Source organism: Dialister pneumosintes (assembly GCF_001717505.1).
Lineage (GTDB): Bacteria > Bacillota > Negativicutes > Veillonellales > Dialisteraceae > Allisonella > Allisonella pneumosinta.
Map to the genome: position 1 here is coordinate 396,810 of NZ_CP017037.1, position 26,878 is coordinate 423,687.

At 34.8% G+C, this 26,878-nt stretch carries 27 protein-coding genes; 23 read left to right on the top strand and 4 right to left on the bottom strand.

The genetic code is table 11. From position 1 onward, the window contains the following. Positions 1–22: 22 nt before the first annotated feature. The 3 genes from BCB69_RS02000 to BCB69_RS02010 are packed head-to-tail and all read right to left on the bottom strand — an operon-like array spanning position 23 to position 2,705. Positions 23–730 carry a response regulator transcription factor gene (locus BCB69_RS02000; protein WP_069176865.1) on the bottom strand — a complete coding sequence of 236 codons (708 nt, stop codon included), beginning with the start codon at positions 728–730 and terminating at the stop codon, positions 23–25. Beyond that, the gene (locus tag BCB69_RS02005) at positions 727–1,899 is read right to left on the bottom strand and encodes a sensor histidine kinase (protein ID WP_069176866.1); all 1,173 of its coding nucleotides are present in this window, start codon (positions 1,897–1,899) and stop codon (positions 727–729) included. Before BCB69_RS02005 ends, BCB69_RS02000 begins: the two co-directional genes overlap by 4 nt. Before the next feature lie 41 nt (positions 1,900–1,940). Next, a complete protein-coding gene (locus BCB69_RS02010) occupies positions 1,941–2,705 on the bottom strand; it encodes an exodeoxyribonuclease III (protein ID WP_022513442.1) in 765 nt (254 codons plus the stop codon). Positions 2,706–3,040: 335 nt separating this feature from the next. Here BCB69_RS02010 and BCB69_RS02015 point away from each other — a divergent pair, with 335 nt between their 5' ends. From BCB69_RS02015 to rnc, 23 genes are all read left to right on the top strand, one after another. Next, on the top strand, positions 3,041–4,912 hold the full coding sequence (locus tag BCB69_RS02015) for a phosphoethanolamine transferase family (RefSeq protein WP_022513441.1): 1,872 nt from the start codon (positions 3,041–3,043) through the stop codon (positions 4,910–4,912). Positions 4,913–4,949: 37 nt separating this feature from the next. Beyond that, positions 4,950–5,633 (top strand): tRNA (guanosine(46)-N7)-methyltransferase TrmB, encoded by a 684-nt coding sequence (trmB, locus tag BCB69_RS02020; protein ID WP_069176867.1) that lies wholly within the window; start codon positions 4,950–4,952, stop codon positions 5,631–5,633. Continuing rightward, positions 5,573–6,814, top strand: coding sequence for an FtsW/RodA/SpoVE family cell cycle protein (locus tag BCB69_RS02025; protein ID WP_083989985.1), 1,242 nt, complete (start codon positions 5,573–5,575; stop codon positions 6,812–6,814). The genes trmB and BCB69_RS02025 overlap by 61 nt, the downstream gene beginning before the upstream one ends. 67 nt (positions 6,815–6,881) lie before the next feature. Next, positions 6,882–7,628: a hypothetical protein gene (locus BCB69_RS02030; protein WP_069176868.1), complete on the top strand. Its 747-nt coding sequence runs from the start codon at positions 6,882–6,884 to the stop codon at positions 7,626–7,628. A gap of 109 nt (positions 7,629–7,737) precedes the next feature. Further along, positions 7,738–8,349, top strand: a complete 612-nt coding sequence (locus BCB69_RS02035) for a phosphoribosylanthranilate isomerase (protein WP_069176869.1) — start codon at positions 7,738–7,740, stop codon at positions 8,347–8,349. 308 nt (positions 8,350–8,657) lie between these two features. Then, positions 8,658–8,810: a tryptophanyl-tRNA synthetase gene (locus tag BCB69_RS06365; RefSeq protein ID WP_107528607.1), complete on the top strand. Its 153-nt coding sequence runs from the start codon at positions 8,658–8,660 to the stop codon at positions 8,808–8,810. A 165-nt stretch (positions 8,811–8,975) separates the two neighbouring features. Further along, positions 8,976–12,395 carry a DNA polymerase III subunit alpha gene (locus tag BCB69_RS02040; protein WP_069176870.1) on the top strand — a complete coding sequence of 1,140 codons (3,420 nt, stop codon included), beginning with the start codon at positions 8,976–8,978 and terminating at the stop codon, positions 12,393–12,395. A gap of 186 nt (positions 12,396–12,581) precedes the next feature. Next, entirely contained in the window at positions 12,582–13,403 is an 822-nt protein-coding gene (locus BCB69_RS02045; RefSeq protein ID WP_236887198.1) for a polysaccharide deacetylase family protein, read from the top strand. Positions 13,404–13,433: 30 nt separating this feature from the next. Further along, a complete protein-coding gene (locus BCB69_RS02050) occupies positions 13,434–14,381 on the top strand; it encodes a phosphodiester glycosidase family protein (RefSeq protein WP_069176872.1) in 948 nt (315 codons plus the stop codon). A 98-nt stretch (positions 14,382–14,479) separates the two neighbouring features. Next, positions 14,480–15,319, top strand: a complete 840-nt coding sequence (locus BCB69_RS02055) for a hypothetical protein (protein ID WP_236887199.1) — start codon at positions 14,480–14,482, stop codon at positions 15,317–15,319. Positions 15,320–15,441: 122 nt separating this feature from the next. Next, positions 15,442–15,996 (top strand): chromate transporter, encoded by a 555-nt coding sequence (locus BCB69_RS02060; RefSeq protein WP_022513375.1) that lies wholly within the window; start codon positions 15,442–15,444, stop codon positions 15,994–15,996. Continuing rightward, positions 15,993–16,556, top strand: a complete 564-nt coding sequence (locus tag BCB69_RS02065; RefSeq protein ID WP_069176874.1) for a chromate transporter — start codon at positions 15,993–15,995, stop codon at positions 16,554–16,556. Before BCB69_RS02060 ends, BCB69_RS02065 begins: the two co-directional genes overlap by 4 nt. A gap of 90 nt (positions 16,557–16,646) precedes the next feature. Further along, positions 16,647–17,381, top strand: a complete 735-nt coding sequence (pyrF, locus tag BCB69_RS02070; protein ID WP_069176875.1) for an orotidine-5'-phosphate decarboxylase — start codon at positions 16,647–16,649, stop codon at positions 17,379–17,381. A gap of 2 nt (positions 17,382–17,383) precedes the next feature. After that, positions 17,384–17,968, top strand: a complete 585-nt coding sequence (gene pyrE / locus BCB69_RS02075; RefSeq protein ID WP_022513372.1) for an orotate phosphoribosyltransferase — start codon at positions 17,384–17,386, stop codon at positions 17,966–17,968. Between the two features lie 50 nt (positions 17,969–18,018). Beyond that, positions 18,019–18,516 (top strand): hypothetical protein, encoded by a 498-nt coding sequence (locus BCB69_RS02080; RefSeq protein ID WP_159049965.1) that lies wholly within the window; start codon positions 18,019–18,021, stop codon positions 18,514–18,516. A 122-nt stretch (positions 18,517–18,638) separates the two neighbouring features. Then, on the top strand, positions 18,639–20,201 hold the full coding sequence (locus BCB69_RS02085) for a hypothetical protein (RefSeq protein ID WP_069176877.1): 1,563 nt from the start codon (positions 18,639–18,641) through the stop codon (positions 20,199–20,201). A 5-nt stretch (positions 20,202–20,206) separates the two neighbouring features. Further along, positions 20,207–20,767: a DeoR family transcriptional regulator gene (locus BCB69_RS02090; RefSeq protein WP_069176878.1), complete on the top strand. Its 561-nt coding sequence runs from the start codon at positions 20,207–20,209 to the stop codon at positions 20,765–20,767. A 5-nt stretch (positions 20,768–20,772) separates the two neighbouring features. Continuing rightward, the gene (gene plsX / locus BCB69_RS02095; RefSeq protein WP_069176879.1) at positions 20,773–21,792 is read left to right on the top strand and encodes a phosphate acyltransferase PlsX; all 1,020 of its coding nucleotides are present in this window, start codon (positions 20,773–20,775) and stop codon (positions 21,790–21,792) included. A gap of 44 nt (positions 21,793–21,836) precedes the next feature. Beyond that, positions 21,837–22,772, top strand: coding sequence for an ACP S-malonyltransferase (gene fabD, locus BCB69_RS02100; protein WP_069176880.1), 936 nt, complete (start codon positions 21,837–21,839; stop codon positions 22,770–22,772). 1 nt (position 22,773) lies between these two features. Beyond that, positions 22,774–23,520 (top strand): 3-oxoacyl-[acyl-carrier-protein] reductase, encoded by a 747-nt coding sequence (fabG, locus tag BCB69_RS02105; protein ID WP_022513366.1) that lies wholly within the window; start codon positions 22,774–22,776, stop codon positions 23,518–23,520. Positions 23,521–23,564: 44 nt separating this feature from the next. Beyond that, entirely contained in the window at positions 23,565–23,798 is a 234-nt protein-coding gene (locus tag BCB69_RS02110; protein WP_022513365.1) for an acyl carrier protein, read from the top strand. 236 nt (positions 23,799–24,034) lie between these two features. Beyond that, positions 24,035–25,276 carry a beta-ketoacyl-ACP synthase II gene (fabF, locus tag BCB69_RS02115; RefSeq protein ID WP_069176881.1) on the top strand — a complete coding sequence of 414 codons (1,242 nt, stop codon included), beginning with the start codon at positions 24,035–24,037 and terminating at the stop codon, positions 25,274–25,276. After that, a complete protein-coding gene (rnc, locus tag BCB69_RS02120; RefSeq protein ID WP_069176882.1) occupies positions 25,276–26,010 on the top strand; it encodes a ribonuclease III in 735 nt (244 codons plus the stop codon). Before fabF ends, rnc begins: the two co-directional genes overlap by 1 nt. A 70-nt stretch (positions 26,011–26,080) precedes the next feature. On the opposite strand, the gene BCB69_RS02125 is transcribed toward rnc, so the two are convergent. Next, positions 26,081–26,776, bottom strand: coding sequence for a TVP38/TMEM64 family protein (locus tag BCB69_RS02125; protein ID WP_022513362.1), 696 nt, complete (start codon positions 26,774–26,776; stop codon positions 26,081–26,083). Positions 26,777–26,878: the final 102 nt, after the last annotated feature.

Here is a 26,878-nt window from a genome sequence, read left to right on the forward strand (position 1 = left end):
CATATAAAGAGATACTCTTTTTTTATGCATCTACATGGAATCGGTAGCCTGCACCCCAAACGGTTTCAATGAGTTCAAAGGGTTTTCCTGTAGCTGCTTTCATTTTGTCACGTAGACGGTTAATATGTACAGTTACAGTTGCCGGTTCACAAACCGGATCGAGGCTCCAGATTTTTTCAAATAAATCTTCTTTAGAGAATACTTCGTTAGGGTGCTCAGCTAAGAAATAGAGTAAATCGAATTCTTTTCCTGTGAGTGCAACACTTTTTCCATCAAGAATTACTTGGCGAGCTTTAGGACGAATCACCAGATTTCCAATAACAAGACCGTTTCCATTTGCTTGTTTAGAAGACTGTTTTTGACTTAAACGATTATATCGTTCTAAATGGGCATGTAAACGAGCAATTAATTCTGTAGGGCTAAATGGTTTAGCAACAAAATCATCTGCACCTAAACCTAAACCACGAATGGTATCGATTTCATCATTTTTAGCGGTTACAAAAATAATCGGAATATCAGTCATAGCTCTTATTTTTCTACATAAGGCATATCCATCTTCGCCGGGGAGCATGACGTCAAGGAGAATGGCATGAATTTCTACTTTTTGCATAGTATCTAATGCATCTTTACCATTATTTACTAAATAAGTAGTGTAGTTGTTAGCCTCAAGAAAATCACGTTCTAATTCTGCAATTAACTTATCATCTTCGATTACAAGTACATTTGTCATTTTATAATCTCCTTAACGTTCACAATTGGTAAATAAATCTTAATGAGTAATCCATTGTCATTTATTGCTTGAATACGACCTTTATGGATAGCAACAATTTCAGCTACTACCGCTAGACCAAGTCCGCTTCCATTACTCGTTTTCGTTCGTGCTTCATTTGTTCGATAAAATGGTTCAAAGATTTTTTGTAATTTACTTTCTTCTACACCCGGGCCATCATCGTGATAGGATAAAATAGCTTCTTCTTTATTATCCGGATTTCTGTAAGCAGAAATAGTCACATATGACTCAGGTAGTTTTCTATATTTTATACTATTTGTAAAGAAATTGGTAAGAATACGTTTAAGCTCATCCGGATTGGACTCAATAATCATATTCTTTTTTATGTTTAGTTTTACTTGCACATGTTTTGTTAAGAGTGAATCTCGCTCAATATCGAAATAAGACTTCAGTAGATCTTCTAAATTTACTTTAGATAGAGGGAATGAAGCTTTACGTCCCGATAATTTATTATAAATTGTTAATTGGTCTACGATATGGAGCAACACATCTGCTTGCGTTGAAATCGCAGAAATATAACGCTGTTTTTTTTCCGGAGTATTAGCAAGTCCTGATTTTAACGCTTCAGAATATCCAATAATGGACGTGAGTGGAGTACGTAAATCATGTGCAATACCGGCATATAAAATTTGCTTTCGTTTTTCTATATTAGCATGTTGTTGCATAGAATCATTTAAATGATATTGCATAGATTGAAAAGCACGTGTAATAGTATCAAATCCTTTGGTTGTATCACTGTCAATGATATGGTTTATAGTTCCGTCATTTATAGAACGGGCGGTAAATATAATTTCATGTAGCGGTGATAATAATTGATGATCTATTTCTTCATATAGAGAAATAGAAACTAATGCCATAAGAAAAAAGCAAACTAAAATAGATAACACGGTATATGTAATAAAATCTTTATCGATAGAAAAACGTCCATAGTGATAAAGTATAAGTGCAATAGTCATTGCACCTATTGAAGTTGCTAGTGGAATAAAAAGTAGGAGTACATGTTTTAAAATAAAATGATTTTTTATTAAATGATCCAACTTTTGCGGTATTTCACCATGTGATGTTTTTTTCTGCGATATATGTGTGGATGAATGCAAGCTATTGTCCACATAAACCTCCTATAATAAAGGAATGCTCTTAGTAACAAACTTTACAAGCAGAAATTTAATTCAACAGGACAGTGGTCACTACCCATGATTTGAGGATGTATAGTAGCCCCTGTGATATTTTGATTAATACTGCTACTTGTGATGAAGTAGTCAATTCTCCACCCGATATTTCTTTCTCTTGATTTTGCAAAATAACTCCACCATGAATATGCATCTTTTTCATCCGGATGCATATATCGGAAAGTATCTGTAAATCCGGATGAAAGCAGGTTGGACATTTTTCCACGTTCTTCATTGGTGAAACCTGCACTATGATGATTGGTTTTAGGATTAGCCAAATCGATTTCTTGATGAGCAACATTTAAATCGCCACAATAAATTACCGGTTTTTTAGCATCTAATGCAAGTAAGTAAGCACGTAAATCATCTTCCCAAATCATTCTATAATCTAAGCGTTCTAACTCTCTTTTACTATTAGGTGTATAACAAACAACTAAGTAGTGAGAGTCAAATTCTGCAGTAATTAATCGCCCTTCTTGATCATGTTCTTTTATTCCTAAACCGTAGGTTACTTGTAAGGGTTCTATCTTAGTAAAAAGTGCAGTCCCACTGTAACCTTTTTTGATTGCACTGTTCCAATATTGGAAATAACCGGGAAGTTCTAATGAAATTTGTTCCGGTTGTAGCTTGGTTTCTTGAAGGCAAAAACAGTCAGCATTTAACGCCTTAAAAGAATCCATAAAACCTTTTTTTACACAGGCACGCAATCCGTTTACGTTCCACGAAATATACTTTAAATTTTTCAAATTATAGACTCCTTTTATTGCATAAATAAATGCGAATATACAATGATAAGAAAAAACATACTCTCTTCTAAATTATACCGCCTTTTAGCAAATATATGTAGTAATTCTAAAAGGAATATTTGAAATGTTTATATAAAAATGGATAAAAATACATGAAATGTTTATCTGTTTTTTCTATGATTGATTAGATTACTTGAATCGTGTAAAATTTATAGATATGTGTATACAAATATATAGGTAAAAATAATAATTAAATGTAAAGTTATAAAATAGACGATTATTTAAAATACGGTTTATGATAAATAACAAAATCATCTGGGGGCGTTATTGACAAAATGAAACGTTTTATAGCTGATGGAGATTGGAAAATTCTTTGGGGAATATGTAGTATTGTTCCATTTGGAATTGCCTTTTTTTTAAATTGGATTTTTGGATCATCCGGAGGATGGGAAGCATTATCTTTAATTAAATTGCTTTTATTATTTACACAAATCGGGTTTATTACTGTATATTTTTTAAAACGAAGATTAAATCAAGCGGTAATAAGTCTGTGGGGAACCGTATTTTGTCTTTGGGGATTATCGATGATTGTCCCTGTATTGGCAACCTATACTACCGTTATCCTTAATATGACAGATACTTCGATGGAAATGAGTACTCCGCTGTATCTGTTTTTATCTTGTTTAAGTGCTTCTTGGCTTCTTCCCGGAAGATGGCGTATGGTGTCACGTATTGTTTGGGTAATTTTTATTTTGCTATATTGCTTAATTCAATTTACCTATATCGGGTATTATATTGTGGCACATTCTTTGATTTCTGTGAATATGATGCTTGCTATTGCGCAAACAAATATTCATGAAGCTCTTTCTTTTATCAGTGTAAATATTCCTTATACGGAGTTAACCATAGCTATTGTCAGTTTGTTTTTGTTGGGATATATTTTTTTCCGTGCTTTCGGGATTTCTATAGAAGAGAAAAACTATAAGGTTTCCAAACGTTTTAAGTTTATTTTAATAGCTCTTTTGCTTTTGAATATGGGAATGACAGTTTTTACTTTTTGTCAAACTCGAGTAGCACAAGTTTTTGCACAGTCTAAAGAAACGTTACAAAGTTTTGCTGAATTCCAGAGAATTCTTGATAGTCGTAGAAATATGGTTATTAAAGATAAAGAGTTACAACAGCAGTTAATGCATGCACCGGATGGAGTTTACATTCTCATCATTGGAGAAAGTGAAACACGTGACCATATGGGGGTATATGGTTATGAAAGAGATAACACACCGTTCCAGTCTCAAGCAATACAAGATGAGCATTATACGTTCTTCAATCATGTATATTCCAGCTATACACAAACGGTACAAACTTTGACTTATGCATTGTCGGAAAAGAATCAATATAATGATATTCCATTAATACAAGCCTATTCTATTATTGATATGGCACGTGCGGCAGGTTTTAAGACTACATGGATATCTAATCAATCTCGTTTCGGCATTTGGGATACTCCTATAGGTGCTATCGGTTCTGCTTGTGACGATCAACACTGGATGAATGATTATATTGGGACAGGAGTACAAACTAAAGATTATGATGATATTTTAATTCCGGAATTAAAGAAAGTGGATCCTAATAATAGAAGACAATTGATAGTACTTCATCTTATGGGGAGTCATGTTAGCTATTGGGATCGATATCCACATAATTTCTATCGGTATCCTATAGATCAAACAAAACAAAGAACAAAAGACCAAATTATGATAGATGAGTACGATAACTCTGTATTGTTTAATGATTTTGTTCTGGAACAAATTATGGATACGGCTATTAATTATTTACATGCAGATCAAGTTATTTATTTTTCTGATCATGGTGAACGAGTGACAGAAAAACCCGGACATAATGCAGATGAATTTAATTTTATGATGGTTCATATTCCATTTTGGATTTATACTTCTAATGAGTATCAAGAAAGTCATGCCACTTTAGTACAAACGATGAAACGAAGACGAGAATGGTTATTTACTAATGATATGCTCTATGATACTTTAATGGGAGGTATGGGATTAACTGCCGTTAAGTATGATCCGACCGCCGATTTCTTTAGTATGGATTATGATAAAAATATTGATAATGTGTTAACTATGTATGGGAATGTTTGGGTAAGTAAAGATACACAGCAATTAGGTGAAAATTTTAAAAATCCATAAATATGCAAAACCATATATAATAAGTGTAGGAGGATTTATGAGGCTTCGTAGAAAACCATGGATTGATGAAGCAATCAAAGAATATACAGATTTTTTGTATTTGGAATTTCCGGTAGAAAATAAAGGGAAGTGGAAACAGACTTTTTCAAATCCGAAATTACCACTTTGTGTAGAACTGGGAACAGGGAAAGGTCGTTTTATCAGTCAGATGGCGGAGATGCATCCTGCGTATAATTTTGTTGGATTTGAAAGACAAATCGGAGTTATTTATTATGCAGCTAAAAAAGTGGGAGATGCAGAACCTTTTTTAGAAAATGCAAAGCTGGTTTTAGGAGATATTACAAATATTGAGGAATTATTTGTTCAGGGAGAAGTGGATTGTTTTTTCATTAATTTTTGTGATCCATGGCCGAAAGCTCGACATGAAAAACGAAGATTAACTTATCGTAGTTATTTGAATCGTTATGCGTCTTTGCTTGCTTCTAATGGGAAAATTATATTTAAGACGGATAATCGAGATTTATTTGACTTTTCTGTGGAAGAGTTTAAATCCATGAAGTGGGAATTGTCAGACATTAATTATGATTTACATGCAGCTCCTGTTGAAGGTGATGTAAAAACAGAGTATGAAGAAAAGTTTAGTAAGAAGGGAAATAAAATATGCCGTTTGGTAGCTCATCGCCCGACCATAACCGTATTGAGCAACAACGAAAAGGGCTAAGAATTCTTTTTATTATTGTAGCAATTTTAATACTTATAGGACTGCTTAATGTATATTCATCGACTCTTTATATGAATGTAGAGGCTGGAGATAATCCTTATGGATATTTTATTAAGCAAAGTGTTTATCTTGTACTTGGAAGTGTATTTTTTCAGATTACGAGAAAAAACAAACCTGAATTATGGGGGAAATTATCAGGAATACTTTCTATAGGTACGATTGTTCTTTTACTTCTTGTTTTTGTGGCAGGTCGTACCGTAAACGGGGCGACTCGATGGATTGCATTAGGACCTATTTCCATACAACCTTCTGAAATTGCAAAACTTCCTGCTATTTTATGGGCTGCCAGATATTTAGCAGTAAAAATGGATGTAGGTAAGAAGATTACCGTATTTGCTGAAATTCATGCTATGTTTCAACGAAGTAAAAATGGAAAATCATCATTTGTAACACAATTTTTGTCTTATTTTAAACCTTTATTTATGCCTCTATTAATGGCATTATTGGTTATTAAACAGCCGGATATGGGAACAGCTGTCATGATTCTTGCATTTCCCGCAATGATGTATATTTTAACCGGAATGCCTTTTTTAGAAATTATATGTGCAGGTACATTATCAATAGGTACATTTTTAATATTGGCATTAACTTCGGCGTATAGGAAAGCTCGTCTTGTGGTACTATGGGACCCTTTTTCTCGTGCAAGTGATTTAGGATATCAAACCGTACAAAGTTTAATTGCTGTGGGATCTGGCGGTATTTTAGGACAGGGAGCCGGACAAGGATTTTCTAAATTCTTTTATTTACCGGAGCAACATACCGACTTTGCATTTGCAGTATTTTGTCAAGAATGGGGTCTTATCGGTGCATTGTTTTTACTATTTCTTTTTGTAGGTTTTTTATATATCGGATTACGGTTGGCATCGCAAGTTAATAATACCTATCGTATGTTATTAATTAGTGGATTGACTTTGCTTATAGGTACACAAGCTTTTATTAACATGGCAATGGTAATCGGTTGTTTTCCTGTAACGGGTATACCGCTTCCTTTTATTAGTTATGGAGGAACTTCTTTAGTTATTAATTTGATGGCAGTAGGGCTTATTGTAGGTGCCGTAGAATATAGCATGAAAGAGGAAGAACAAAAACAACGTATAATATTGAATGACATTAATTATTAATAAAGTATAGCGAAAATAAAAGCTCCTAGTGGAGCTTTTTATAATAGAAAAGTGACTAAGGGGGACTATGAATATATCCGCTCTGATAAAAAATAAAACCTTTTTATCTCAAAATAAAAAGGACGATAAGAATTATCCGCATGCTTCGGTAGATATATTAATTGGAATATTGTATGAAAACAGATTGCAACTTTATTTATTGCAAATAGTAAAAAGCATTCTGGCTACCGTAGGAGTATCATGCGGTATATTGCAAATAGTTTCTACAAAGGAAGAAATATCGGTTACTGCAATTGTAGAGAATAACTCTAAACAACATATTATAGCTAAAGACGGGTGTAATTTTAACGGGATAGATTTTTTTCTTTCTGATTTATATACAGCAAAAGCCAAGATGCTTTTTTCATCTACTTTAGAACTTGCCGGAATTGCAGTGTATGCGATGAAACAATTAGAGCAAGAAGGCATAGTACTTTATAGTGGGGAAGAAGTTGAAAAAATTAGTGTACATAGTTTAGCTATTATCTCTTATACGATACAAAATATTTTTAAAACTGAGATTGTAAAAAACACGGATTTTTCTATAGGAATAAACACTTTAAACCTACCTGATTTTTCTAAAAAAGAATTAGTATCTATTATGCATACTCAAAATAATGAAGAAAAAAGAAGTATTTATCAACAAATTTTATTTTATATAGCCATAATTTTCGTCATAGTCGGTAAAGAGAAAACATATCTATCAGCAGCTGATACAGCAAGAAAAATTATGAAAAACATAGATACAAATATCTATGATAAAAAATATTTATAAAAAACTCTCACTTAAAAAGATAAGCGGGAGCTTTTATTTGCTATATTAGAATGTTTTTAATATGGTAATATATGAGATGTAACTTTTTTATTCTATTTATGAGGTGCTAATGAGTAAAATTAAACTATGTGGCTTAATGAATTCAATAGATGCCTATTATGCAAATGAAGCAGCACCTGATTATGTTGGTTTGGTATTTGACAAAAGACGACATTTTATTTCGGATGAAAGAGCTTTTTCTATTAGGCAAGCTTTGGACTCAAATATTCCTGCTATCGGTGTATTTGTTAATGAGCCGCAGAAGCACATCATAAATCTCGTACAACAAGAAGTAATACAATTTGTACAGCTTCATGGATGTGAAACAGAAACATATATTACAAAATTAAAGGAACACATATCATGTCCTATTATTAAAGTGGTATCTGTTAAAACGACAGAAGATATTTTAATGATGGAGCATACAAAAGCGGAATATATTATGCTTGATCACGGAATTGGCGGGACAGGGAAAACTTTTAATTGGAAGCTTATTCCTGCAATTATAAAACCTTGGTTTTTTGCAGGTGGCATTAATTTATCAAATATTGAAAAAGCGTTAGATTATCATCCGTTCTGTATAGATATTTCTTCAGGTGCGGAAACGGATGGTGTCAAAAATAGAGAGAAAATGATAGCACTGGTAAATAAAGTCAGGTTATATAGTCAGCAAATGAAATAATTAATTTAAGATAATAACTTTTTAAGAAGAGCTATATTTATTTTTAGTATATTTTTATATAGATAAAAATATACTATTTTTTGAGGTTTAATTAATTGGTATGCTTTATGTGGCATATGGGATATCAGTTGTTGTAATATTTTTTGTATAATTATAGATTTCCTTTTTAAGCATAAAGTTATTAAATAAGTTAGTAAAATAGATAGAATTTTTTTCATAAGAGTTCCTAACCTTACATTAAATAATTGTTTTACTTTTATATTAACATATGAATCAGGAAACGCATCTTAAAAATATAAGGAGAAAATATGGGAGAGTTATTTAAGAGAGAAGATACAATAGATGAATTGTTAGAAAGTATGGGAGTACAAATTGTACTGGATGGAAATACTTTGTCAGAAAAAGATAAAGAAGAGATAAAAAAGAATGGAGATATCATTGTAACAAAGGTAAACGAATAGATATGAATATAATATATTCAAAAGGATGAACTTATATAAGTTCATCCTTTTTGATTGCAATCATAGTATAAATTGCTATAAACATCGGATACAAAATGAAGTTATTAGACTGTGATAAAATAAAAGAATAATTAGATTTTTCCGGAAGAACGTATAGGAGGCATTATGGATCCATTTGTTCATCTTCATTCGCATACAGAATATAGTTTATTTGACGGAATTAGCAGAATACCTGACTTGGTGGCTCATGTAAAAGAAATGGGACAGTCGGCACTAGCTATTACAGATCATGGGGTTATGTATGGTGCTGTATATATGTATCAAGAGTGTATAAAACAGGGAATAAAACCTATTATTGGATGCGAAATTTATTTGACAAGAGGAAGTCACTTTGAAAAGCCGACTTCCGGTAGAGAAAAATTATATCATTTAATTTTATTAGCAGAAAATAATAAAGGTTACCAAAATTTAGTAAAAATATGCTCTAAGGCGTGGACAGAAGGGTATCATACAAAACCACGTGCAGACCATGCGTTATTACGTGAATATAATGAAGGGCTTATTGCATTATCTGCCTGTGTAGGTGGAGAATTGCCACAGGCTATTTTACACGAAAATATGGATGAAGCACGTAAAATTATAGAATTTTATATAGAGGTATTTGGTAAAGAAAATTATTTTATTGAATTACAAAATCATAAATTACCCGAAGAAGCTAAAGTACGTCCAATTTTAGCACAATTAGCAGAAGAATATGGGATAGGACTCGTAGCGACTAATGATTTTCATTATGTAAAAAAAGAAGATGCAACCAGCCAAGAAATTAAGCTTTGTATATCTACAGGTAAAACATTAGATGATCCTGAACACTTTCATTTTGCAAATGATGAATTTTATTGTAAAAGTGGTAAAGAAATGGAAGAAGTTTTAGGTGGATATCCTCATGCTATAGAAAATACATCTAAAATTGCAGCACGATGTAATGTTACATTTACTTTCGGTGACCACAAATTACCGGAATTTCCGGTGCCCGAAGGAGAAACCTCACAAAGCTATCTTAGAAAGCTTTGTGAAGAGTCAATACCACATCGCTATGGTACAGTAACAGAAACTGTCATGGAGCGGTTAAATTATGAGTTGGGAATCATTGATAAAATGGGGTTCTCAGATTACTTTTTGATTGTAATGGATTTCATTAGATATGCTAAACAACATGAAATTCCGATCGGTCCGGGAAGAGGGAGTGCTGCCGGCAGTATAGTTTCTTATCTTTTACATATTACAGAGTTGGATCCATTGGAATTTGATTTACTTTTTGAACGCTTTTTAAATCCGGAACGTATATCAATGCCGGATATTGATACTGATCTTTGTTATCGGGGACGAGGTCAAGTTATTGAATATCTGGCCAGAAAATATGGAGATGATCATGTAGCACAAATTATTACTTTTGGTACATTGGCTGCCAGAGCAGTAATTCGTGATGTAGGTAGAGTTATGAATTTACCTCTTCGTGATGTGGATAAAATTGCTAAAATGATCCCGCAAGTACCAGGAGTGACTTTGCAACAAACATTAGAATCTTCTAATGAATTTAAAGCTGCGTATGAAAATGATGCAACGATTCATACTTTGATAGACCATTGTTTAAAATTAGAGGGATTGTCAAGACAAGCAGGAACACATGCCGCAGGGGTTGTTATTTGTTCATCGTCTGTAGATGATTTTGCACCTATTCAACTTACACAAGAAGAATTTATACAGACACAATATGAAAAAGACCAAGTGGAAAAATTAGGACTTCTCAAGATGGATTTATTGGGTCTTAGAAATTTAACGGTTATTCATGATACGGTAAAAATGATTAAAGAAAATAGAGGAATTGATTTAGATATTGCTCATATTCCTTATCATGATAAAAAAACCTGTGATATGCTTTGTCGTGGAGATACTATCGGTGTTTTTCAGTCAGAATCATCAGGGTATACCAATTTACTTATGCAATTAGAGCCGGAAGGATTCCAAGATTTAATTCCCATGGTGGCTTTATATCGTCCGGGTCCTTTAGGCAGCGGTATGGCAGAAGATTTCATTAATCGAAAGCATGGGAGAATTCCTATTGCTTATCCACATCCGATGTTGGAAACAATACTAAGAGAAACTTATGGGGTTATTCTCTATCAAGAACAAGTTATGCGTATTGCTGCTGTGATGGGAGGATTTAGTTTAGGACAAGCGGATCTTTTGCGGCGAGCGATGGGTCATAAGCATCCTGAAGTATTAAAAGCACAAAGACAAACATTCGTAGAAGGTGCTATGAAGCAGGACGTAACTAAAGAAACTGCTGATTATGTATTTGATTTAATGGTTCATTTTGCAGGGTATGGATTTAATAAGTCGCATAGTGTTTGTTATGCGTGGATTGCTTGGCAAACGGCTTATTTAAAAGCACATTATAGACCGGAGTTTATGGCTGCTATGATGACTTGTTACAATGGTGATAGAGATAAGGTTAGTCGATATATTGCCAATAGTAGAAAAAATGGAGTAAAGTTAGTAGCTCCGGATATTAATAAAAGCCGAGCTGATTTTGCGGCGAACGAAGATAGCATATTATTTGGACTTTCGGGAATACAAAATTTAGGAGATGCAGCAGTGGAATCTATTATAGAAGCTCGAGAAAAAGAAGGGGTATTTACTTCTTTATCCGATTTTATGGAGAGAGTGGATGGTAGAACTGTTAATGCTAGAGCTTGTGAAAGTTTGATAAAATGTGGTGCAATGGACTCTTTTGGATATAATCGCTCAGAAATGTTGGATGCACTTCCACAAATTATGAGTCGAGCTGCTGCAGTTAGAGAAGATAGGCAATCCGGACAACTTAACTTATTTGGCGGTGCAGAAGCTCCTTTAGAAGTTTCCTATAAAAAACTTCCGGATTTTTCACAAAAAGAAAAAATAGACTGGGAACGTCAATTGCTCGGATTCTACGTATCCGGGCATCCCTTAGATTCGTATGAAAAAGAAATGCAAAAATGTGTGCCTTTATCAGAATTATCGATAGAAAATGCAACAAATCTTGATGGAAAAACAATTACAGTAGGCGGTATTGTTTCTCGAGTAAAAGGAATGGTTACCAAGAAGGGTGCTCCTATGGGATATGTAACCATTGAAGATTTTGAAGGAGAAACAGAAGTGGTAGTATTCCCTTCTGTTTGGGAAAGAGATAGATTTTTATTAAAAAATGATGCAGCTGTTATTATTAGAGGACGAGTACAAGCCAATGAAAGAAATACTCATTTATTGGCAGAAAGAATTATGTCGTTGGAAAATAATCATTCTGTAGTAGAGCAACCGGTTCTTCATATTTATTTAGATAAAGAACACGAATCGCGTGAAATTAGTAATCAGTTAGCCGTATTATTAAAAATATATCATGGTAATATTCCTGTGATTCTACATATAGAGAGTGCTAAAAAACAAATTAAAATGGATAAACAATTTCACATAGACGGTTCTATAGAAGTACAAAATGAATTAAAAAAACTTTTAGGTGATATAGCTATAGAATTTATAAATCCGTAGAATTATCTAATAGGCATATAGATTTGTAAATTGCCTATCTAGGCAGGCTGTAGTAGAATAAAAAAGATATTAATTTGTAAAAGACAAATATATTCATTTATAAAAATAGGGGTATCTATGACAAAGAAATATCATTTTTGCAGCAGGAATAATGTGTTGCTTAATATAGCGGGCGGTTTATTAGTTTTGAGTACATTATTATCCGGTTGTGGAGTTTTACCTGCTTTTGAATTAAAACAAGAAAATCCGATGCAAACAGCTATTTCTCAAGAATTGCCTGTAGGTGAAGCTGTAGTGATGAGAGATACTAAAGTGCCGTATTCTGTACCTGCCGGAGTCTCCGTTTTGATGTATCATATGGTGGGAGATGAAGAGGGGAACGCAGCTGTTATTACGGAAGAAAACTTTGATAAACAGATGCGATATTTAAAAGGACATGGATATCATCCCATTACAATGCAAGAATTATATGATTATGTAACTAAAGGAAGTACATTACCTGAAAAACCGGTATGTATTACTTTTGATGACGGATATGCAGATAATTACACCATTGTATATCCTTTAATGAAGAAATACGGTTTTCCTTGGACACTATATCTTATTACAGGAGAGGTGGGAAAACCGAACCGGATGACTTGGGAGCAGTTAAAAGAGATGGCAGAGAGCCATACGGTAACGATTGCAAATCATACGGTAACACATCCTAAGTTAGGACAATTACCGTCTCGCCTAGACAAAGAAAAGGAAATTAGAGGAGCACAGGAAGCACTTGCAAAAGAATTAGGTGTACATACTACTTGGATATCTTATCCTTATGGAGATTATGACCAAGAAACTATGGACATCTGTAAAGAGTTAGGCATTAAACTGGCTGTGATTATGTCGGATGGTCGAGTACATGTAAACGACAATCCTCTTGAATTGCATCGTGTATGGGTTGGAAATGAAGTTACCTTAGAACATTTAGAAGATCGCTTACATCATGATGATTATATAAAGATTTAATGAATGCAATGCATAAATTAGGGAGAGATAATGAAAAGTTTTTTTAAAAGTACTTTTTTTAAGTTTTTATTGGTAACGATAATTTTCTTTATTGTTACCTCTCCGTTAATTGTACTTTTTGGGCCGTTTACTAATTTAAAACGAGCTGTAGTGGGTGCCATTATGAGATCAAGACATCCGCATTATATTACATGGCTTTTTAATCAAGAAGAGCTTACCGGTATATTAGGGGTGGTGACGCAAACACAGCAACAAAAAGTATTTGATTTTACTATAAGAAAAGATAGTAATTTAAAAATTCAGAAAATTGAATCGAATCGATTTGTCGGATATATTCTTGAAATTCCTGATCCCAGTCGTGTACAAGTAGCTACAGCAGCTGATATTAATGAAAAGGGCGATACAACCAGTAATATTGCTAAAAATAACAATGCAGTTGCCGCTATAAACGGGGGAGGCTTTTACGACCCGAATGGTACGGGAACAGGGCGTCTTCCTTACGGTTTTATTTTGCACGAAGGAAAATATTTGCTTGGAGAACAGGTGGATTTTGATGAAGAAGTTGATTTTATCGGATTGACGAAAAAGGGGAATTTAATAGCCGGTACTTATTCTAAGAGAGAATTAGAAGAACTGGGGGCTGTAGAAGGATTAACTTTTGGACCACCACTCATTATTAATGGAGAAAAAGTCATTAAGAGCGGTGATGGTGGTTGGGGAATAAGCCCGAGATCTGCTATTGGACAGAAAAAAGACGGTACGATTTTATTTCTTGTTATTGATGGTCGTCAGCCCGGATATAGTATTGGAGCTACACTTGTTGATATGCAAAATATTATGTATGAACAAGGGGCTGAGATTGCAGCAAATTTGGATGGAGGTTCCAGCACAACCTTATATTACAATGGACAGGTTGTTAATAAACCGGCAGATTTGCTTGGGGAACGTATGATTCCGACTGCATTTATAGTTAAGTAAAGGAGAATATTGTGCATAAGGGTTTAAAAAAAGTATGCCTTTATTTTACTCTGGGTATAACTCTTCAGGCAGGAATTTATTATTATTTTGATCAAATAATGTTTGCACCGACTGCTAATTATAATGTGGTATCTCCGGAAAGTAGTACCATACCGGATAAATCAGATGCTAAGAACGTTTTTAAAGATATAGTTCTTCGTGGGAAAGCTTATTATTCTAATGATTACCGATACATGGCGGATATTGCAGCAGATTCTGTGACGATTTATAAAGCAGAAGATATTGATAATCCACAAAAAGTAGAACTTAAAGGGAAAGGTGTATCTTATTTTGAATGGTTACCCGATAGAAATTTAGCACTTATGGCATTATATCCACGTAATTGGAATGGTGGCAGTTGGGATATTACCTTAGCTAGATACAATCCGGAGGGAACTACACATGAATCGGATGCCCCCATTGAAGACTTACCGGCAGGAAGCAAGATTATAGATGTAGCTTTTTCAACAGCAACAAATGCAGTCTATCTTAAGGTAGAAGTGAGTGAAGGTTTATATAGAATTTACCGAACAGATGCTAATTATGACACTCGCCGCATTTATACACAAACTGCTACTATCGGGAAGATTGCTATCTTTTTTGATGAGGATAAATTTTTCTATGATGATTCTGATAGAGGCATTATTTATCTCTTTGATGGAAGTAGCAGCGGATGGAGAATTATTTCGCCTCCAGGAAGATTCCGCTTAGTAGGACTTGATTCAAATAAAGTTATTTATATTGCAAAAATAAATAATAAAGGGGAAGCGGTAGCTTACTATACCGGACAACTGGGAGTAGGATTTGAGGCAGTGAAAGAATTAGAAACTCCTGTAGATTTTAATACAGTCACTATGCATTTGATTAAATCTGCAGTACAGGAATCTAAACAACATTAAAAATAGACACGATTTTAATCGTGTCTATTTTTAATGATAAGAAACATCATACAATATGATATGATTAACATGATATCAATACTTGATGTAACCAAGTAATAAATAGGAAAAGAGGCAGCCTGATGCATATATTAATGCAATTGTTTCTAGTGTTTTGTAAAATTGGTGCCGTTACTTTTGGTGGTGGGTATGCGATGTTACCTATTTTACAAAGAGAAGTAGTAGATAATAAGAAATGGATTACAGATGAAGAACTGATGGATTATTATTCTATTGGGCAATGTACTCCCGGTGTGATAGCGGTTAATGTAGCTACTTTTATAGGCAATAAATTATATGGAATTATAGGAGGTATTATAGCAACTATAGGGATAATTACGCCTTCTATTATCATTATTGTAGGCATATCTTCTTTTTTAAGAAATTTTGAAACCAATACCTATGTAATACATGCTTTTGTAGGTATTCGAGTCTGTGTCTGTGTTCTTATTTTGGATACAGTATTTCGGCTTATAAAGAAATCAATTACTGATAGGCGTTCAGGGCTTATTTTTATTACGGTACTTCTGGCAGGATTGGTTTTCTCCGTTTCTCCTGCCATACTCATTGTTGTGAGTGCATTTGCAGGATACTTTTTGATGCCCCCGATTAATAAGAAAGAAGAAAATAAACTATGATTTGGATAGATATGTTTAGTGAATTTTTCAAAACCGGATTATTAGCGGCAGGTGGTGGCTTAGCAACATTGCCATTTCTTTATGAAATGGCATATAGTACGGGTTGGTTTACTACTGCTGATATAGCGAATATGGTTGCTGTTTCTGAATCAACTCCGGGACCTTTAGGTGTAAATATGGCTACTTATATCGGTTTTCAGATAGCCGGTATATTAGGCGGTATTTGGGCCACTTTTTCATTAACTACACCGGCTGTTATAGTGGTTACTTTTATTTCTAATATCATGCATACCTTTAAAGATTCTATTTTGGTACAAAAAATTTTTTACGGATTACGTCCGGCATCTTCTGCGTTGATTTTATTGGCAGGGTTAGGGGTATCTAAAATAGCTTTTTTGCAATTGGAAACTTATGAAGTTACCAAACACATAAGCGATATAGTGAATCTTAAAGCAACTTTATTAGCAATTATTATATGGTGGGGATATAAAAGATATAAAAAACATCCGATATTATATATAGCGATATCTGCTTGCATCGGTATTATATTTTCTATGTAATTTTTTACAGTAAAATAGGAAAAAGAAGAAATTAAAAATTTTTCATGATATAATAAGAACGCTGTAAAATATAAAAAGAGGAGATAGGGAATGAGTAATCTAACCAATATTAAAAAAGAAGACCGAATCATTGTGGCATTAGATGTTAATACTTTTGATAAAATGAAAGATATAACTCTTATGCTTGGTGATTCGGTCTTTTTTTACAAAGTAGGAATGGAACTTTTTTATAGTGCAGGTAATCAAACGGTGGCATACCTCAAAGAAGCAGGTAAAAAAGTTTTTCTGGACTTAAAACTTCATGATATTCCGAATACTGTAGAAAAAAGTATAGCGGCTTTAACGGAACTTGGTGTTGATTTGATTACTATTCATGCCTCCGGTGGACGTGCAATGATGGAAGCCGCTGTACGTGGTGCTACCATGACTGCAGAAAAATTAAAAATCAATAGACCTAAAATTTTGGCGGTTACTATACTTACTAGCTTTGATGAAAAAGGTTGGGAAGAAGTAGGCGGAAAAACACCAATCAAACAACAAGTACTGCATTTAGCACAATTAGCAAAAGGGGCAGGTGTAGATGGTGTAGTAGCTTCTCCACAGGAAGCAAAGAGTATTAGACAAGTATGTGGAGAAACTTTTGAAATTGTAACACCGGGAATCCGTCCTGCTTTTGCACAAGTGAATGATCAAAAGAGAATTGCTACTCCGGCTCAAGCACTATCTGATGGGGCTTCTCGTTTAGTTATCGGTCGTCCTATTACCAAGGCTGAAAATCCACAGATGGCAGTACAATGTATTCTTGAAGAAATAAGGGGGAACTAAAAATGAACGAAAAAGAAGTAGAGTTATTATTGAGAGAAACAAAAGCGATTCTTGAAGGACATTTTTTGCTTACTTCAGGATTACATAGTCCTTTATATGTTGAAAAGTTTAATGTATTGCAACATCCTGAATATACAGAACAGTTATGTAAAGAATTTGCAGAGTATTTTAAAGATAAAGGTATAGAAACTGTTATTGGACCTGCAACAGGAGGTATTATTTTATCACAGGTTACTGCAAGATTGATGGGAGTACGCTCTATCTTTACTGAACGAGAAAAAGGAGTAATGACTTTTCGCCGTGGATTTAGCATAAGGCCGGGAGAAAAAGTCCTTATCGTGGAAGATGTAGTTACAACCGGTGGTTCTGTTAAAGAAGTGGTAGATGTAGTAAATAAAATGGGCGGAGATATTGTCGGAATTGGCCTTTTTGTAGATCGTTCCGGTGGAAAAGCAGACTTTGGTGTTCCAAAAGAAAAAGTACATCCTTTATTACACTTAACGGTTCCTACCTATCAAGCAGAAGAATGTCCATTATGTAAACAAGGAATACCGATTACGGAAAGAGGAAGTCATCACTTAAAATAATGGTAAGTAAAAAGAACCTTTAAACGGGTTCTTTTTTATTGTTTATTTAAATGACATCATGGTTTAGAAGTGAAATAGAAAAAGGTAATTTACGTTATGTAGATAAGATAAGAGCGGATATGTTGTTGCAATTAGGACAACAAAAAACTACCGCCTTCTTACAGTCCGCCGGGCTCCAATTGCCCTTGGAGTGTAAGAAGAACGGTAGTTCATCTAAAATAACTATACTAGATGAAACTGACCTTGTCAAGTACAAAGAAAATAATTCTTTTTATTATCAAAAGGGGAATAAAATCACTCTTAATAAAGATAGTTTAGTCGTTTATGATGTTATGCAAGAAAAAAGAGCTCTAACCAAAATGGGCTCGAAGTCAGAAAGATTACAAATTACAAGTAATCCTGACCTGATGAGCAAAAGGGCTCTTTCTGAGATAACTATACAGGAAATGCTCGCTGGAATCAAGGATATGGATAACACTCTTATTATCAAAAGGAAAATAAAATCACTTTTGATAAAAATAGTATTGGGCTTTTTGATGTCATTATAGACAAAAAGAGACCCATTAGGGCATCCGGAAGTACAAAAAATGTACAACCAGTATTAGCAATTCCGCAAAGCGGACGTTCTATAAGCCCTAATGAATCTCTTAGTACCATTACTATACATGAAATGCTAAAAGATGTCAAGGATACAAAAGGAAATTCTTATTATCAAAAGACCGATAACAAAACGGTTAATAAAGGAGCTTATGATTATATCAATAATGCTATACATGTGTTTGACGGAGCGGACAAGAGTACTGTTCTTCATGAATCCGCACACTTCTATTTAACGACTTTACAAAACCTTGCGACTTCTTCCGTATTGCCTAGTGAAGAAAAAGCAAAGATACAAGCAGATATCAAGACCATTGAAGAATGGGCAAGCTACTCTAAAGAGGTTATGGAAGAGTACAAAGATACACCGCTTGAAAAAGAGTTTAAATCTTATGAAAAAGCGGTTAAGAAAGGCGAAGAAGGAGCGAGAGAACGCTTTATACAAGAGAGATTTGCCAGAGGATTTGAAAGATATATTCTTGAAGGTAAAGCACCGACTAAAGAACTTAGAAGTGTATTCAGAAGATTTAGTAAGTGGCTAAAAGAAATCTATCAGTCTTTAATGAGTTTAGGAAAGATAGATCCACCAGAAGAAGTAAGAGTTATCTTTGATAAGATGGTAGCTACTGATGAAGAAATAGAAAAGTGGCAGTTACAGAAAAAGTTACTTGCCATAGATAAAGTAGGGATTAACTTCAACCAGACCGAAGAAGAAAACATTAAGAGATGGGAAGAAGAAATTAAGGATAGTATCCGTGAACGTTCGTTAAGTCTTTTTATGAAACAGTATAAAGAGGGGAAATTAACCGAACTTGACGAACAAATGGAAACAGCAAGAGACCTTTATATCAAGGGATTAGTAGAAGAGAATGAAGTATATAAGATAGAACAGATACTTGATTCCGATTTATTCCCTACCGCCTTAGAAAAGAAAAATTTCCTTGCTAACTATGGGTATACGAAAGAAACCTTTGAAAAAGCGTTAATGGAACACGGCGGCACTTCTGATGTGAGAGCGGATGCTTACATAGAAGACTTAAAGAAAAAGTATATTGACTCTATGCTTACACCTGAAATGATACGGAATGAAGCGGATAAGAAACTCAATTCACCAGAAGGACTTGAGAAGATGACCGCTGAATACTCTTCCATGATGAAGAAACGAATCAATCAGTACATAAGACAGGCAACCACTGCCGCTTTATCATTAGAGAGGGTGACGGATACTAAAGACCTTACCGCTGATTTAAAAGAAAGATTAGGTATATCTGATACAGAAGCAAGAATCGGACGAGCAGAAGAAAAAACACACAAAGCTGAGGTTAAACTACAAGACCTTAGGGGGAAAGTACGTAACCATATAGATTCCTTGAAAGCGGCAAGAAAACTACTTGATGTACCCGTAAGACAGTTAGAAGAAAGTATTATTAACTCTATGTCTAAACAAAATATTTCTAAGGCGACTAACTGGAAATACTGGAACAATAGACAAAAGAGCGTAACCACAAGTGCCACAAGAGAAATCCGTAAAGGTAATTGGGCAAATGCCAGCTACTGGATAAACGAGGGGCGGAAAATATTTAAATCAGGTAGTGCAATAAATTATGGGTTATGGTATAGTATTAGCATCAGGTGATAATAATGACGATGAAACCATTAAATACTAAAGAAGAAAGAAGAAAAAATATCCATGAAGCAGTTCGGCAAAATCCGATGTTAACCGATTCGGAATTGGCGAATCTCTTTAGTGTGTCACAAGCGACTATTCGCTTAGATAGACAAGCTTTAGGTATTCCGGAAATGCGTAAACGTATTAAAAATGCAATTCAAAAAAATATGATTTCTGTGGATAGATATCATGGAGAAATTGAAATTCTTCAGCTGGAGCTTAATAGAAAAGGTTTGGCACTTATAACCATCACTTCTGATATGGTAGATAATTCCGGATATGTCCCTGCAGAAAAAATGTATGGAGTATCTGTAGAATTAGCTAAAAGACTTATTGGAAATAAGTTAGATCCGACACAAGTCGGAAATATTAAATATAAAACAGCAATTTCTGCAGGTAAGAAATTGGTAGTAAAAATGAAAGTGGCACGTGTTAAGGAGACAAAAGAGTATATTTACATTGTTTTTTATGATAGAGAACATGAAGTTTTTCGTGCTAAGTTTATAGCAGACATTGCAGTAAAGGGACGGTAGTCTAAATGAAAAAAGTAGCAGTAGACGCTATGGGAGGAGATTTTGCTCCTTTAGAAATTGTATTGGGCGGTATACAAGCGGTTCGTGATTATAAAATTCCTATTGTATTGGTAGGGGATAGCGAACAAATACGTAAAATTTTAGCTGACAATGGAGAGGATGCTAATTCTTTAATTGAAGTTATACATGCTTCACAAGTCATTGAAATGGGAGAACATCCCGGCATGGCATTTAGGAAAAAGAAAGATGCATCTATTTCTGTAGCAGCACGGTTGGTAAAACAGGGGAAATGTGATGCAGTAGTTGCTCCGGGGTCAACTGGTGCAGCTGTTACTGCAGGATTATTAGGTATTGGACGTATTAAAGGGATTGAACGCCCGGCAATTGTAACTCCGATTCCTAATGAAAAAGGCGGACATACGTTTTTAATTGATGCCGGTGCAAGTGCTAATCCTAAACCGGAAAATTTATTACAAAATGCATTATTAGGTTATAACTATGCTAAATATGTTCGTCACATTAAAGAACCACGTGTAGGTTTATTGAATATAGGGTCTGAAAGTACCAAGGGCAGTGCTCTTATGACTGAAACTTACGAGTTGTTATCAAAACAAACTTGGTTTCCTTTTGCAGGAAATGCAGAAGGTCGAGATATTCCTACGGGAGAGTTTGATGTAGTTGTATCCGATGGGTTTACAGGAAATGTAGTTCTTAAGTTTGGTGAAGGGGTAGGAAAACTTTTTATTACATTACTAAAAGACTCTATTTATAAAGGCGGTGTGTTAGCTAAACTGGGTGGATTATTATTAAAACCCGCATTAAAAAAATATATGATGAAAAAGTTCGATTATGCGGAAGAAGGTGGGGCTCCTTTGTTGGGTATTGATGGGACGCTGATTATCAGTCATGGCTCATCGCGTGCTAAAGCAATCCGGAATGCCATTCGTTTAGCTAATCAAGTAGCGGAGGAAGAAATTCCTACACTTGTTAAAAATACTTTGAATGTAGCTATAGAGAGTGAATAGTTGACGAACGTTATTTTGATAGAAGGACTATAGGAGGATTTATTTTGAAAAAAGCATTTTTATTTCCTGGACAAGGTTCACAAAAAGTAGGTATGGTTGCTGATCTTTATGAGAAGTATGATGCAGTAAAAGCTTTACTAAAAGAAGCTGATAACAGATTAGGGTTCTCTATTTCTCGCATGATGTTTGATGGTCCTGATGAAGAATTAATGAAAACAGAGTTTACACAACCGGCAATTCTTACTGCCAGTGTAGCGGTATCAACGGTATTAAGAGAGCATGGATTAATACCTGATGTAGTAGCAGGGCATAGTTTAGGGGAATATTCTGCATTAGTTACTGCAGGGGCCTTATCATTCAGTGATGCGATACATGTAGTTCATTTGCGTGGAAAATATATGCAGGAAGCAGTTCCTCTTGGAGAAGGTGGAATGGCTGCTATTATTGCTTTAGATGCAGAATCTATAAAAGATATTTGTAATACTATTTCTACAGAAGAAAAACCGGTACAAGCTGTTAATTTTAATTGTCCGGGACAAGTAGTTATTGCAGGTGCTACAGAAGCAGTAAAACAAGCTTGTAATGCTATGAAAGAAGCAGGAGCTAAGATGGCTGTTATGCTTAAAGTATCTGCACCGTTCCACTCTATAATGATGGAACCTGCCGCCGTAAAGCTGAAAGAAGTTTTGGATACGGTAACGATTCAAGATGCACAAATGCCTGTGTATGCAAATTATAATGCAGCAGCTGAAATAAAGGCTGATGATATTAGGAAGAATTTAGTTCTTCAGGCGGCACATCCGGTTCTTTGGGATGCATCTATACAACAAATGATTGCTGATGGTGCAGATTTGATGATTGAAGCAGGACCGGGAACGGTTCTTTCCGGATTTATGAAGAGAATTAATAGACGTATTCGTACTTTGCATGCAGAAGATGTAGAAACTGTTACCAATGTGTTAAATACATGGGAGGAATAATATGTCAGAAATAACTATGAAGACAGCACTTGTTACAGGTGCTTCCAGAGGTATTGGAAAAGCGATTGCTTTACAATTGGCAAAAAAAGGTTTCGCTGTAGCTATTAATTATGGTCGTAGTGCAGAAGAAGCAAATGCTATTAAAACTCAAATTGAAAATGAAGGTGGACAAGCTATTCTGTTACAAGGAGACGTTTCTTCTACAGAAGATGTAGATAGAATGTTTGCTACCATTAAGGAAGTTTGGGGGCAATTAGATGTGTTAGTAAATAATGCAGGAATTACTAGAGATACGCTTTTGCTCCGCATGAAAGAAAATCAATGGGATGAAGTATTGGATACGGATTTAAAAGCGGTATTTTTAACTACAAAAGCAGCTTCTTCCATGATGGTACGTAAGAAGAGCGGTGCTATTATTAATATTTCATCCGTTGTAGGGATTACAGGTAATCCGGGACAGGCAAATTATGCAGCAGCTAAAGCGGGTGTTATTGGGTTTACTAAGTCTGCTGCTAAAGAACTTGCCGGAAGAGGTATTCGTGTTAATGTAGTAGCTCCGGGATTTGTTGAAACGGATATGACGGATGTCATTCCTGAAAATATTAAAGAAGGTATGTTGGAAACTATTCCGCTTAAGAGAGCAGGAAGAGCAGAAGATATTGCAAATGCGGTAGCATTTCTTGCTTCTGATGAATCAGCTTATATTACCGGTCAAGTCTTGCAAGTAGACGGCGGCATGGTAATGTAATATAATCTAGGATGTGAAAATAAAATGGAAAGGTGGTGACAGGGATGAGTACATTTGACAGAGTAAAGAAAATTGTTGTAGATCAGTTAGGTGTAAATGAAGCTGATGTACAGATTGACTCCACATTCATTGATGATTTGGGAGCAGATTCTTTAGATATTGTTGAATTGATTATGGCATTTGAGGAAGAATTTGAAATTGAAATTCCGGATGATGCTGCAGAAAAAATCAAGACTGTTCGTAATGCAGTAGAATACATCGACCAGCAGATTCAGTAATTAGTTGGTTTGATGAAGTAAATGTATGTCTTTGGAGGCCGGGGATACTAGTTATCCCCGGCTGCCATATGATAGACGATATTTCAAAAAAGTATATCAATTTAAAGGTGATTATTTTTTTGAGCTATCGTCTTATGGTTGATAGCTTTAACTTTATTTTAAATTTCAGTACATAAGGTTATATATTGTCGTTATTTATGAGCAATAAAATGCTCTAGTTACAAAGAGGTGCATTGATGAAAAGAAGAGTAGCTATTACTGGACTTGGCGTAGTTTCTCCTTTAGGAATTGGTTTAGAAGCATTTTGGACTAACTTGATGGCAGGCAAATCAGGTATATCCACTATTACTTCTTTTGATATCACTGATTTTCCGGTGAAAATTGCAGGAGAAGTTAAGAATTTTGATTTGTCAGAGTTCATTGAAGATAAGAAATCTATCCGCCATATGGACAGAAATTCTCAGTTTGCATTAGCTGCAGCAATTATGGCAGCTAAAGATGCAGGTTTTGATATTTCTAAAGAAGAAGCCGGTCGTGTAGGGACCTTTATCGGAACAGGAATTGGTGGAATCAGTACTACAGAAGCAACTATTACACGAGTTGAAAAGCGTGGACCGACTAAAGTGAATCCATTTGCCGTACCTATGATGATTGCTAATATGCCATCAGCACATATTTCTATCCACTTTGGATTAGAAGGCCCGGTTTTAACCGATGTAACAGCTTGTGCTTCCGGGAATAATGCGGTAGGACAAGCAGCACGCATGATTCAGTATGGCGATGCAGATATTATGTTTGCCGGTGGTACAGAAGCGGCTATATGTGCAACACCTATGGCGGGATTTGCAGCCATGAAAGCTCTTTCTAATAGAGAATGTGCACCGGAAGAAGCTTCTTGTCCATTTGATGCACGCCGTGACGGTTTCGTTATGGGGGAAGGAAGCGGTATTCTTATTCTTGAAGAATGGGAACATGCTGTAGCAAGAGGCGCACATATTTATGCCGAATTAGCAGGATATGGTACTAATGGCGATGCTTATCATATTACAGCACCAAGACCAGGTGGAACTATTCAAGTAGCATGTATGCAGAAAGCTTTAGCGGATGCAGGTTTAACACCGGATACTATAAGCTATATCAATGCACATGGTACGTCTACACATCTTAATGATTTAACGGAAACGACTTCTATTAAACAACTTTTAGGTGATAAGGCGTATGATGTGCCTGTAAGTTCTACGAAGTCTATGATGGGGCATTTATTGGGAGCAGCAGGCGCAGTAGAAGCTATAGTTTGTGCTTTAGCAGTAGAAAATGACAAGATTCCGCCAACTATTAATTGTAAAGAAAGAGAAGCAGAATGTGATTTGGATTATGTAACCGAAGGTGCAAGAGAGGTAAAAGTGGATGTAGCGATGTCCAATGCCTTCGGATTTGGCGGACATAATGCTGTACTTGTAATGAGAAAGCCTAAGTAATGAAACAAAGACATGTTAAAAGGTTTGAAAATAGAGTTAAAGAATTATCTTCTTTTGTAGAAAAAAATCATATTCCTATAAAAGATTTAAATCTTCTTAATATAGCCTTAACACATACATCTTTTATAAATGAGCATAAGAATAAAAAATACCATGATAATGAAAGACTTGAATTTTTAGGTGATGCGGTACTTGATTTGGTTGTAGGGGAATACCTTTTTAAAAGATTTCCTCAGTGGTCTGAAGGTAATTTGACACGAGCTAAAGCAAGTGTGGTGTGTTTACAATCTTGCGCAGAATGTGCTGCTAGGTTTGAGGTTGGTGAACATATTCTTCTGGGGAGAGGAGAGGAACTCTCCGGAGGGCGTACTCGAGAATCCATTTTAGGAGATGCTTTTGAAGCCATTATAGGTGCTATTTACTTAGACAATGATTATACGACTACTGTTTCTTTTGTTCTTGCACATATGAAAAAGTTTTTAGATATGGTTGAGCAAGGTACTTATGATCATGATTATAAATCTGATTTGCAAGAGTTGGTACAACAACAAGGAAATATAAATATCACTTATGTAGTAGCTAAAAATGAAGGTCCTGATCATGATAAAACTATTTGGATGGATGTATATATTGCAGGGAAATGCATGGGACATGGTGTAGGAAAAAGCAAAAAATCAGCAGCACAACAAGCAGCCAAAGAGGCTTTGCAATGTATAAAAAATAATGTCTTATAAATGTCATAAATAAAAAGATACGAATGAAATATTCATTCGTATCTTTTTATTTATGACCCTGTGTAAATGATTAAAAAAGTTCTTTACCTTGTTTTTTTCTCCAATGTAAATAAAGATAACCGGCTAGCAGTAATAGTAATAGAAGTACAAATCGCAATCCGTTTTCAGAAAGACTTAATAAATCATGACCCAAGAATACTTCAATGATAACGCAAGGTAATTTTCCCCAGAAAGTAGCCCAAAAATGAGCTTTAAATGATAAACTGCTGACAGCAGCTAATGCATTAACTAAAATGTTTGGAGTATAAGGAACAATTCTTGCGATTAACATAGTTCGCATTGTACTGTATGAGTCGAGTTTTGTAAGCATATTATTTTTTTCAATAATTTTCTCAGCATGCGCACGGAAAAAGAAACGTGTAAAAGCAAAGCTGAGTACACAACCGATAAATTCTCCCAGCCAGGAAATAATAATGGCAGGAACGAGTCCAAAAATTATTCCTGCTACGGTAAGGAACGGAATTGTCGGAATTCCGGTTACATTACTTAGCGCAAGTAAAAGAATAGTAATGGCTGCAGACAAATAGCCAAAGGAGGAAATATAATCGGCAAGACCTACCATATCTCCTTTTGTACTTAATCTAAAAATAGTTGTGTAGAATTCAGGATTTAAGTAATGAATATACCACAGTAAAAGTCCCACAATTAATGTGGAAATTGTGAAAATTATAGTTTGTATGATTCTTTCTTTTTTTAACATATTCATGGTCAATTTATCTCGTAGTGTATCCGACAGGAAAGACAATTAAATAAATCTGAATAAGATCTGGTATATGTTCTCGATATATGGGAGATTCCTGTTGGATTG

Coding starts and splice junctions, on each gene's coding strand:
- BCB69_RS02000 (WP_069176865.1), bottom strand. CDS start 730: ATGACAAATGTACTTGTAATCGAAGATGATAAGTTAATTGCAGAATTA.
- BCB69_RS02015 (WP_022513441.1), top strand. CDS start 3,041: ATGAAACGTTTTATAGCTGATGGAGATTGGAAAATTCTTTGGGGAATA.
- trmB (WP_069176867.1), top strand. CDS start 4,950: ATGAGGCTTCGTAGAAAACCATGGATTGATGAAGCAATCAAAGAATAT.
- BCB69_RS02025 (WP_083989985.1), top strand. CDS start 5,573: ATGCCGTTTGGTAGCTCATCGCCCGACCATAACCGTATTGAGCAACAA.
- BCB69_RS02030 (WP_069176868.1), top strand. CDS start 6,882: ATGAATATATCCGCTCTGATAAAAAATAAAACCTTTTTATCTCAAAAT.
- BCB69_RS02035 (WP_069176869.1), top strand. CDS start 7,738: ATGAGTAAAATTAAACTATGTGGCTTAATGAATTCAATAGATGCCTAT.
- BCB69_RS06365 (WP_107528607.1), top strand. CDS start 8,658: ATGGGAGAGTTATTTAAGAGAGAAGATACAATAGATGAATTGTTAGAA.
- BCB69_RS02040 (WP_069176870.1), top strand. CDS start 8,976: ATGGATCCATTTGTTCATCTTCATTCGCATACAGAATATAGTTTATTT.
- BCB69_RS02050 (WP_069176872.1), top strand. CDS start 13,434: ATGAAAAGTTTTTTTAAAAGTACTTTTTTTAAGTTTTTATTGGTAACG.
- BCB69_RS02055 (WP_236887199.1), top strand. CDS start 14,480: ATGTTTGCACCGACTGCTAATTATAATGTGGTATCTCCGGAAAGTAGT.
- BCB69_RS02060 (WP_022513375.1), top strand. CDS start 15,442: ATGCATATATTAATGCAATTGTTTCTAGTGTTTTGTAAAATTGGTGCC.
- BCB69_RS02065 (WP_069176874.1), top strand. CDS start 15,993: ATGATTTGGATAGATATGTTTAGTGAATTTTTCAAAACCGGATTATTA.
- pyrF (WP_069176875.1), top strand. CDS start 16,647: ATGAGTAATCTAACCAATATTAAAAAAGAAGACCGAATCATTGTGGCA.
- pyrE (WP_022513372.1), top strand. CDS start 17,384: ATGAACGAAAAAGAAGTAGAGTTATTATTGAGAGAAACAAAAGCGATT.
- BCB69_RS02080 (WP_159049965.1), top strand. CDS start 18,019: ATGACATCATGGTTTAGAAGTGAAATAGAAAAAGGTAATTTACGTTAT.
- BCB69_RS02085 (WP_069176877.1), top strand. CDS start 18,639: ATGCTAAAAGATGTCAAGGATACAAAAGGAAATTCTTATTATCAAAAG.
- BCB69_RS02090 (WP_069176878.1), top strand. CDS start 20,207: ATGACGATGAAACCATTAAATACTAAAGAAGAAAGAAGAAAAAATATC.
- plsX (WP_069176879.1), top strand. CDS start 20,773: ATGAAAAAAGTAGCAGTAGACGCTATGGGAGGAGATTTTGCTCCTTTA.
- fabG (WP_022513366.1), top strand. CDS start 22,774: ATGTCAGAAATAACTATGAAGACAGCACTTGTTACAGGTGCTTCCAGA.
- BCB69_RS02110 (WP_022513365.1), top strand. CDS start 23,565: ATGAGTACATTTGACAGAGTAAAGAAAATTGTTGTAGATCAGTTAGGT.
- fabF (WP_069176881.1), top strand. CDS start 24,035: ATGAAAAGAAGAGTAGCTATTACTGGACTTGGCGTAGTTTCTCCTTTA.
- rnc (WP_069176882.1), top strand. CDS start 25,276: ATGAAACAAAGACATGTTAAAAGGTTTGAAAATAGAGTTAAAGAATTA.
- BCB69_RS02125 (WP_022513362.1), bottom strand. CDS start 26,776: ATGAATATGTTAAAAAAAGAAAGAATCATACAAACTATAATTTTCACA.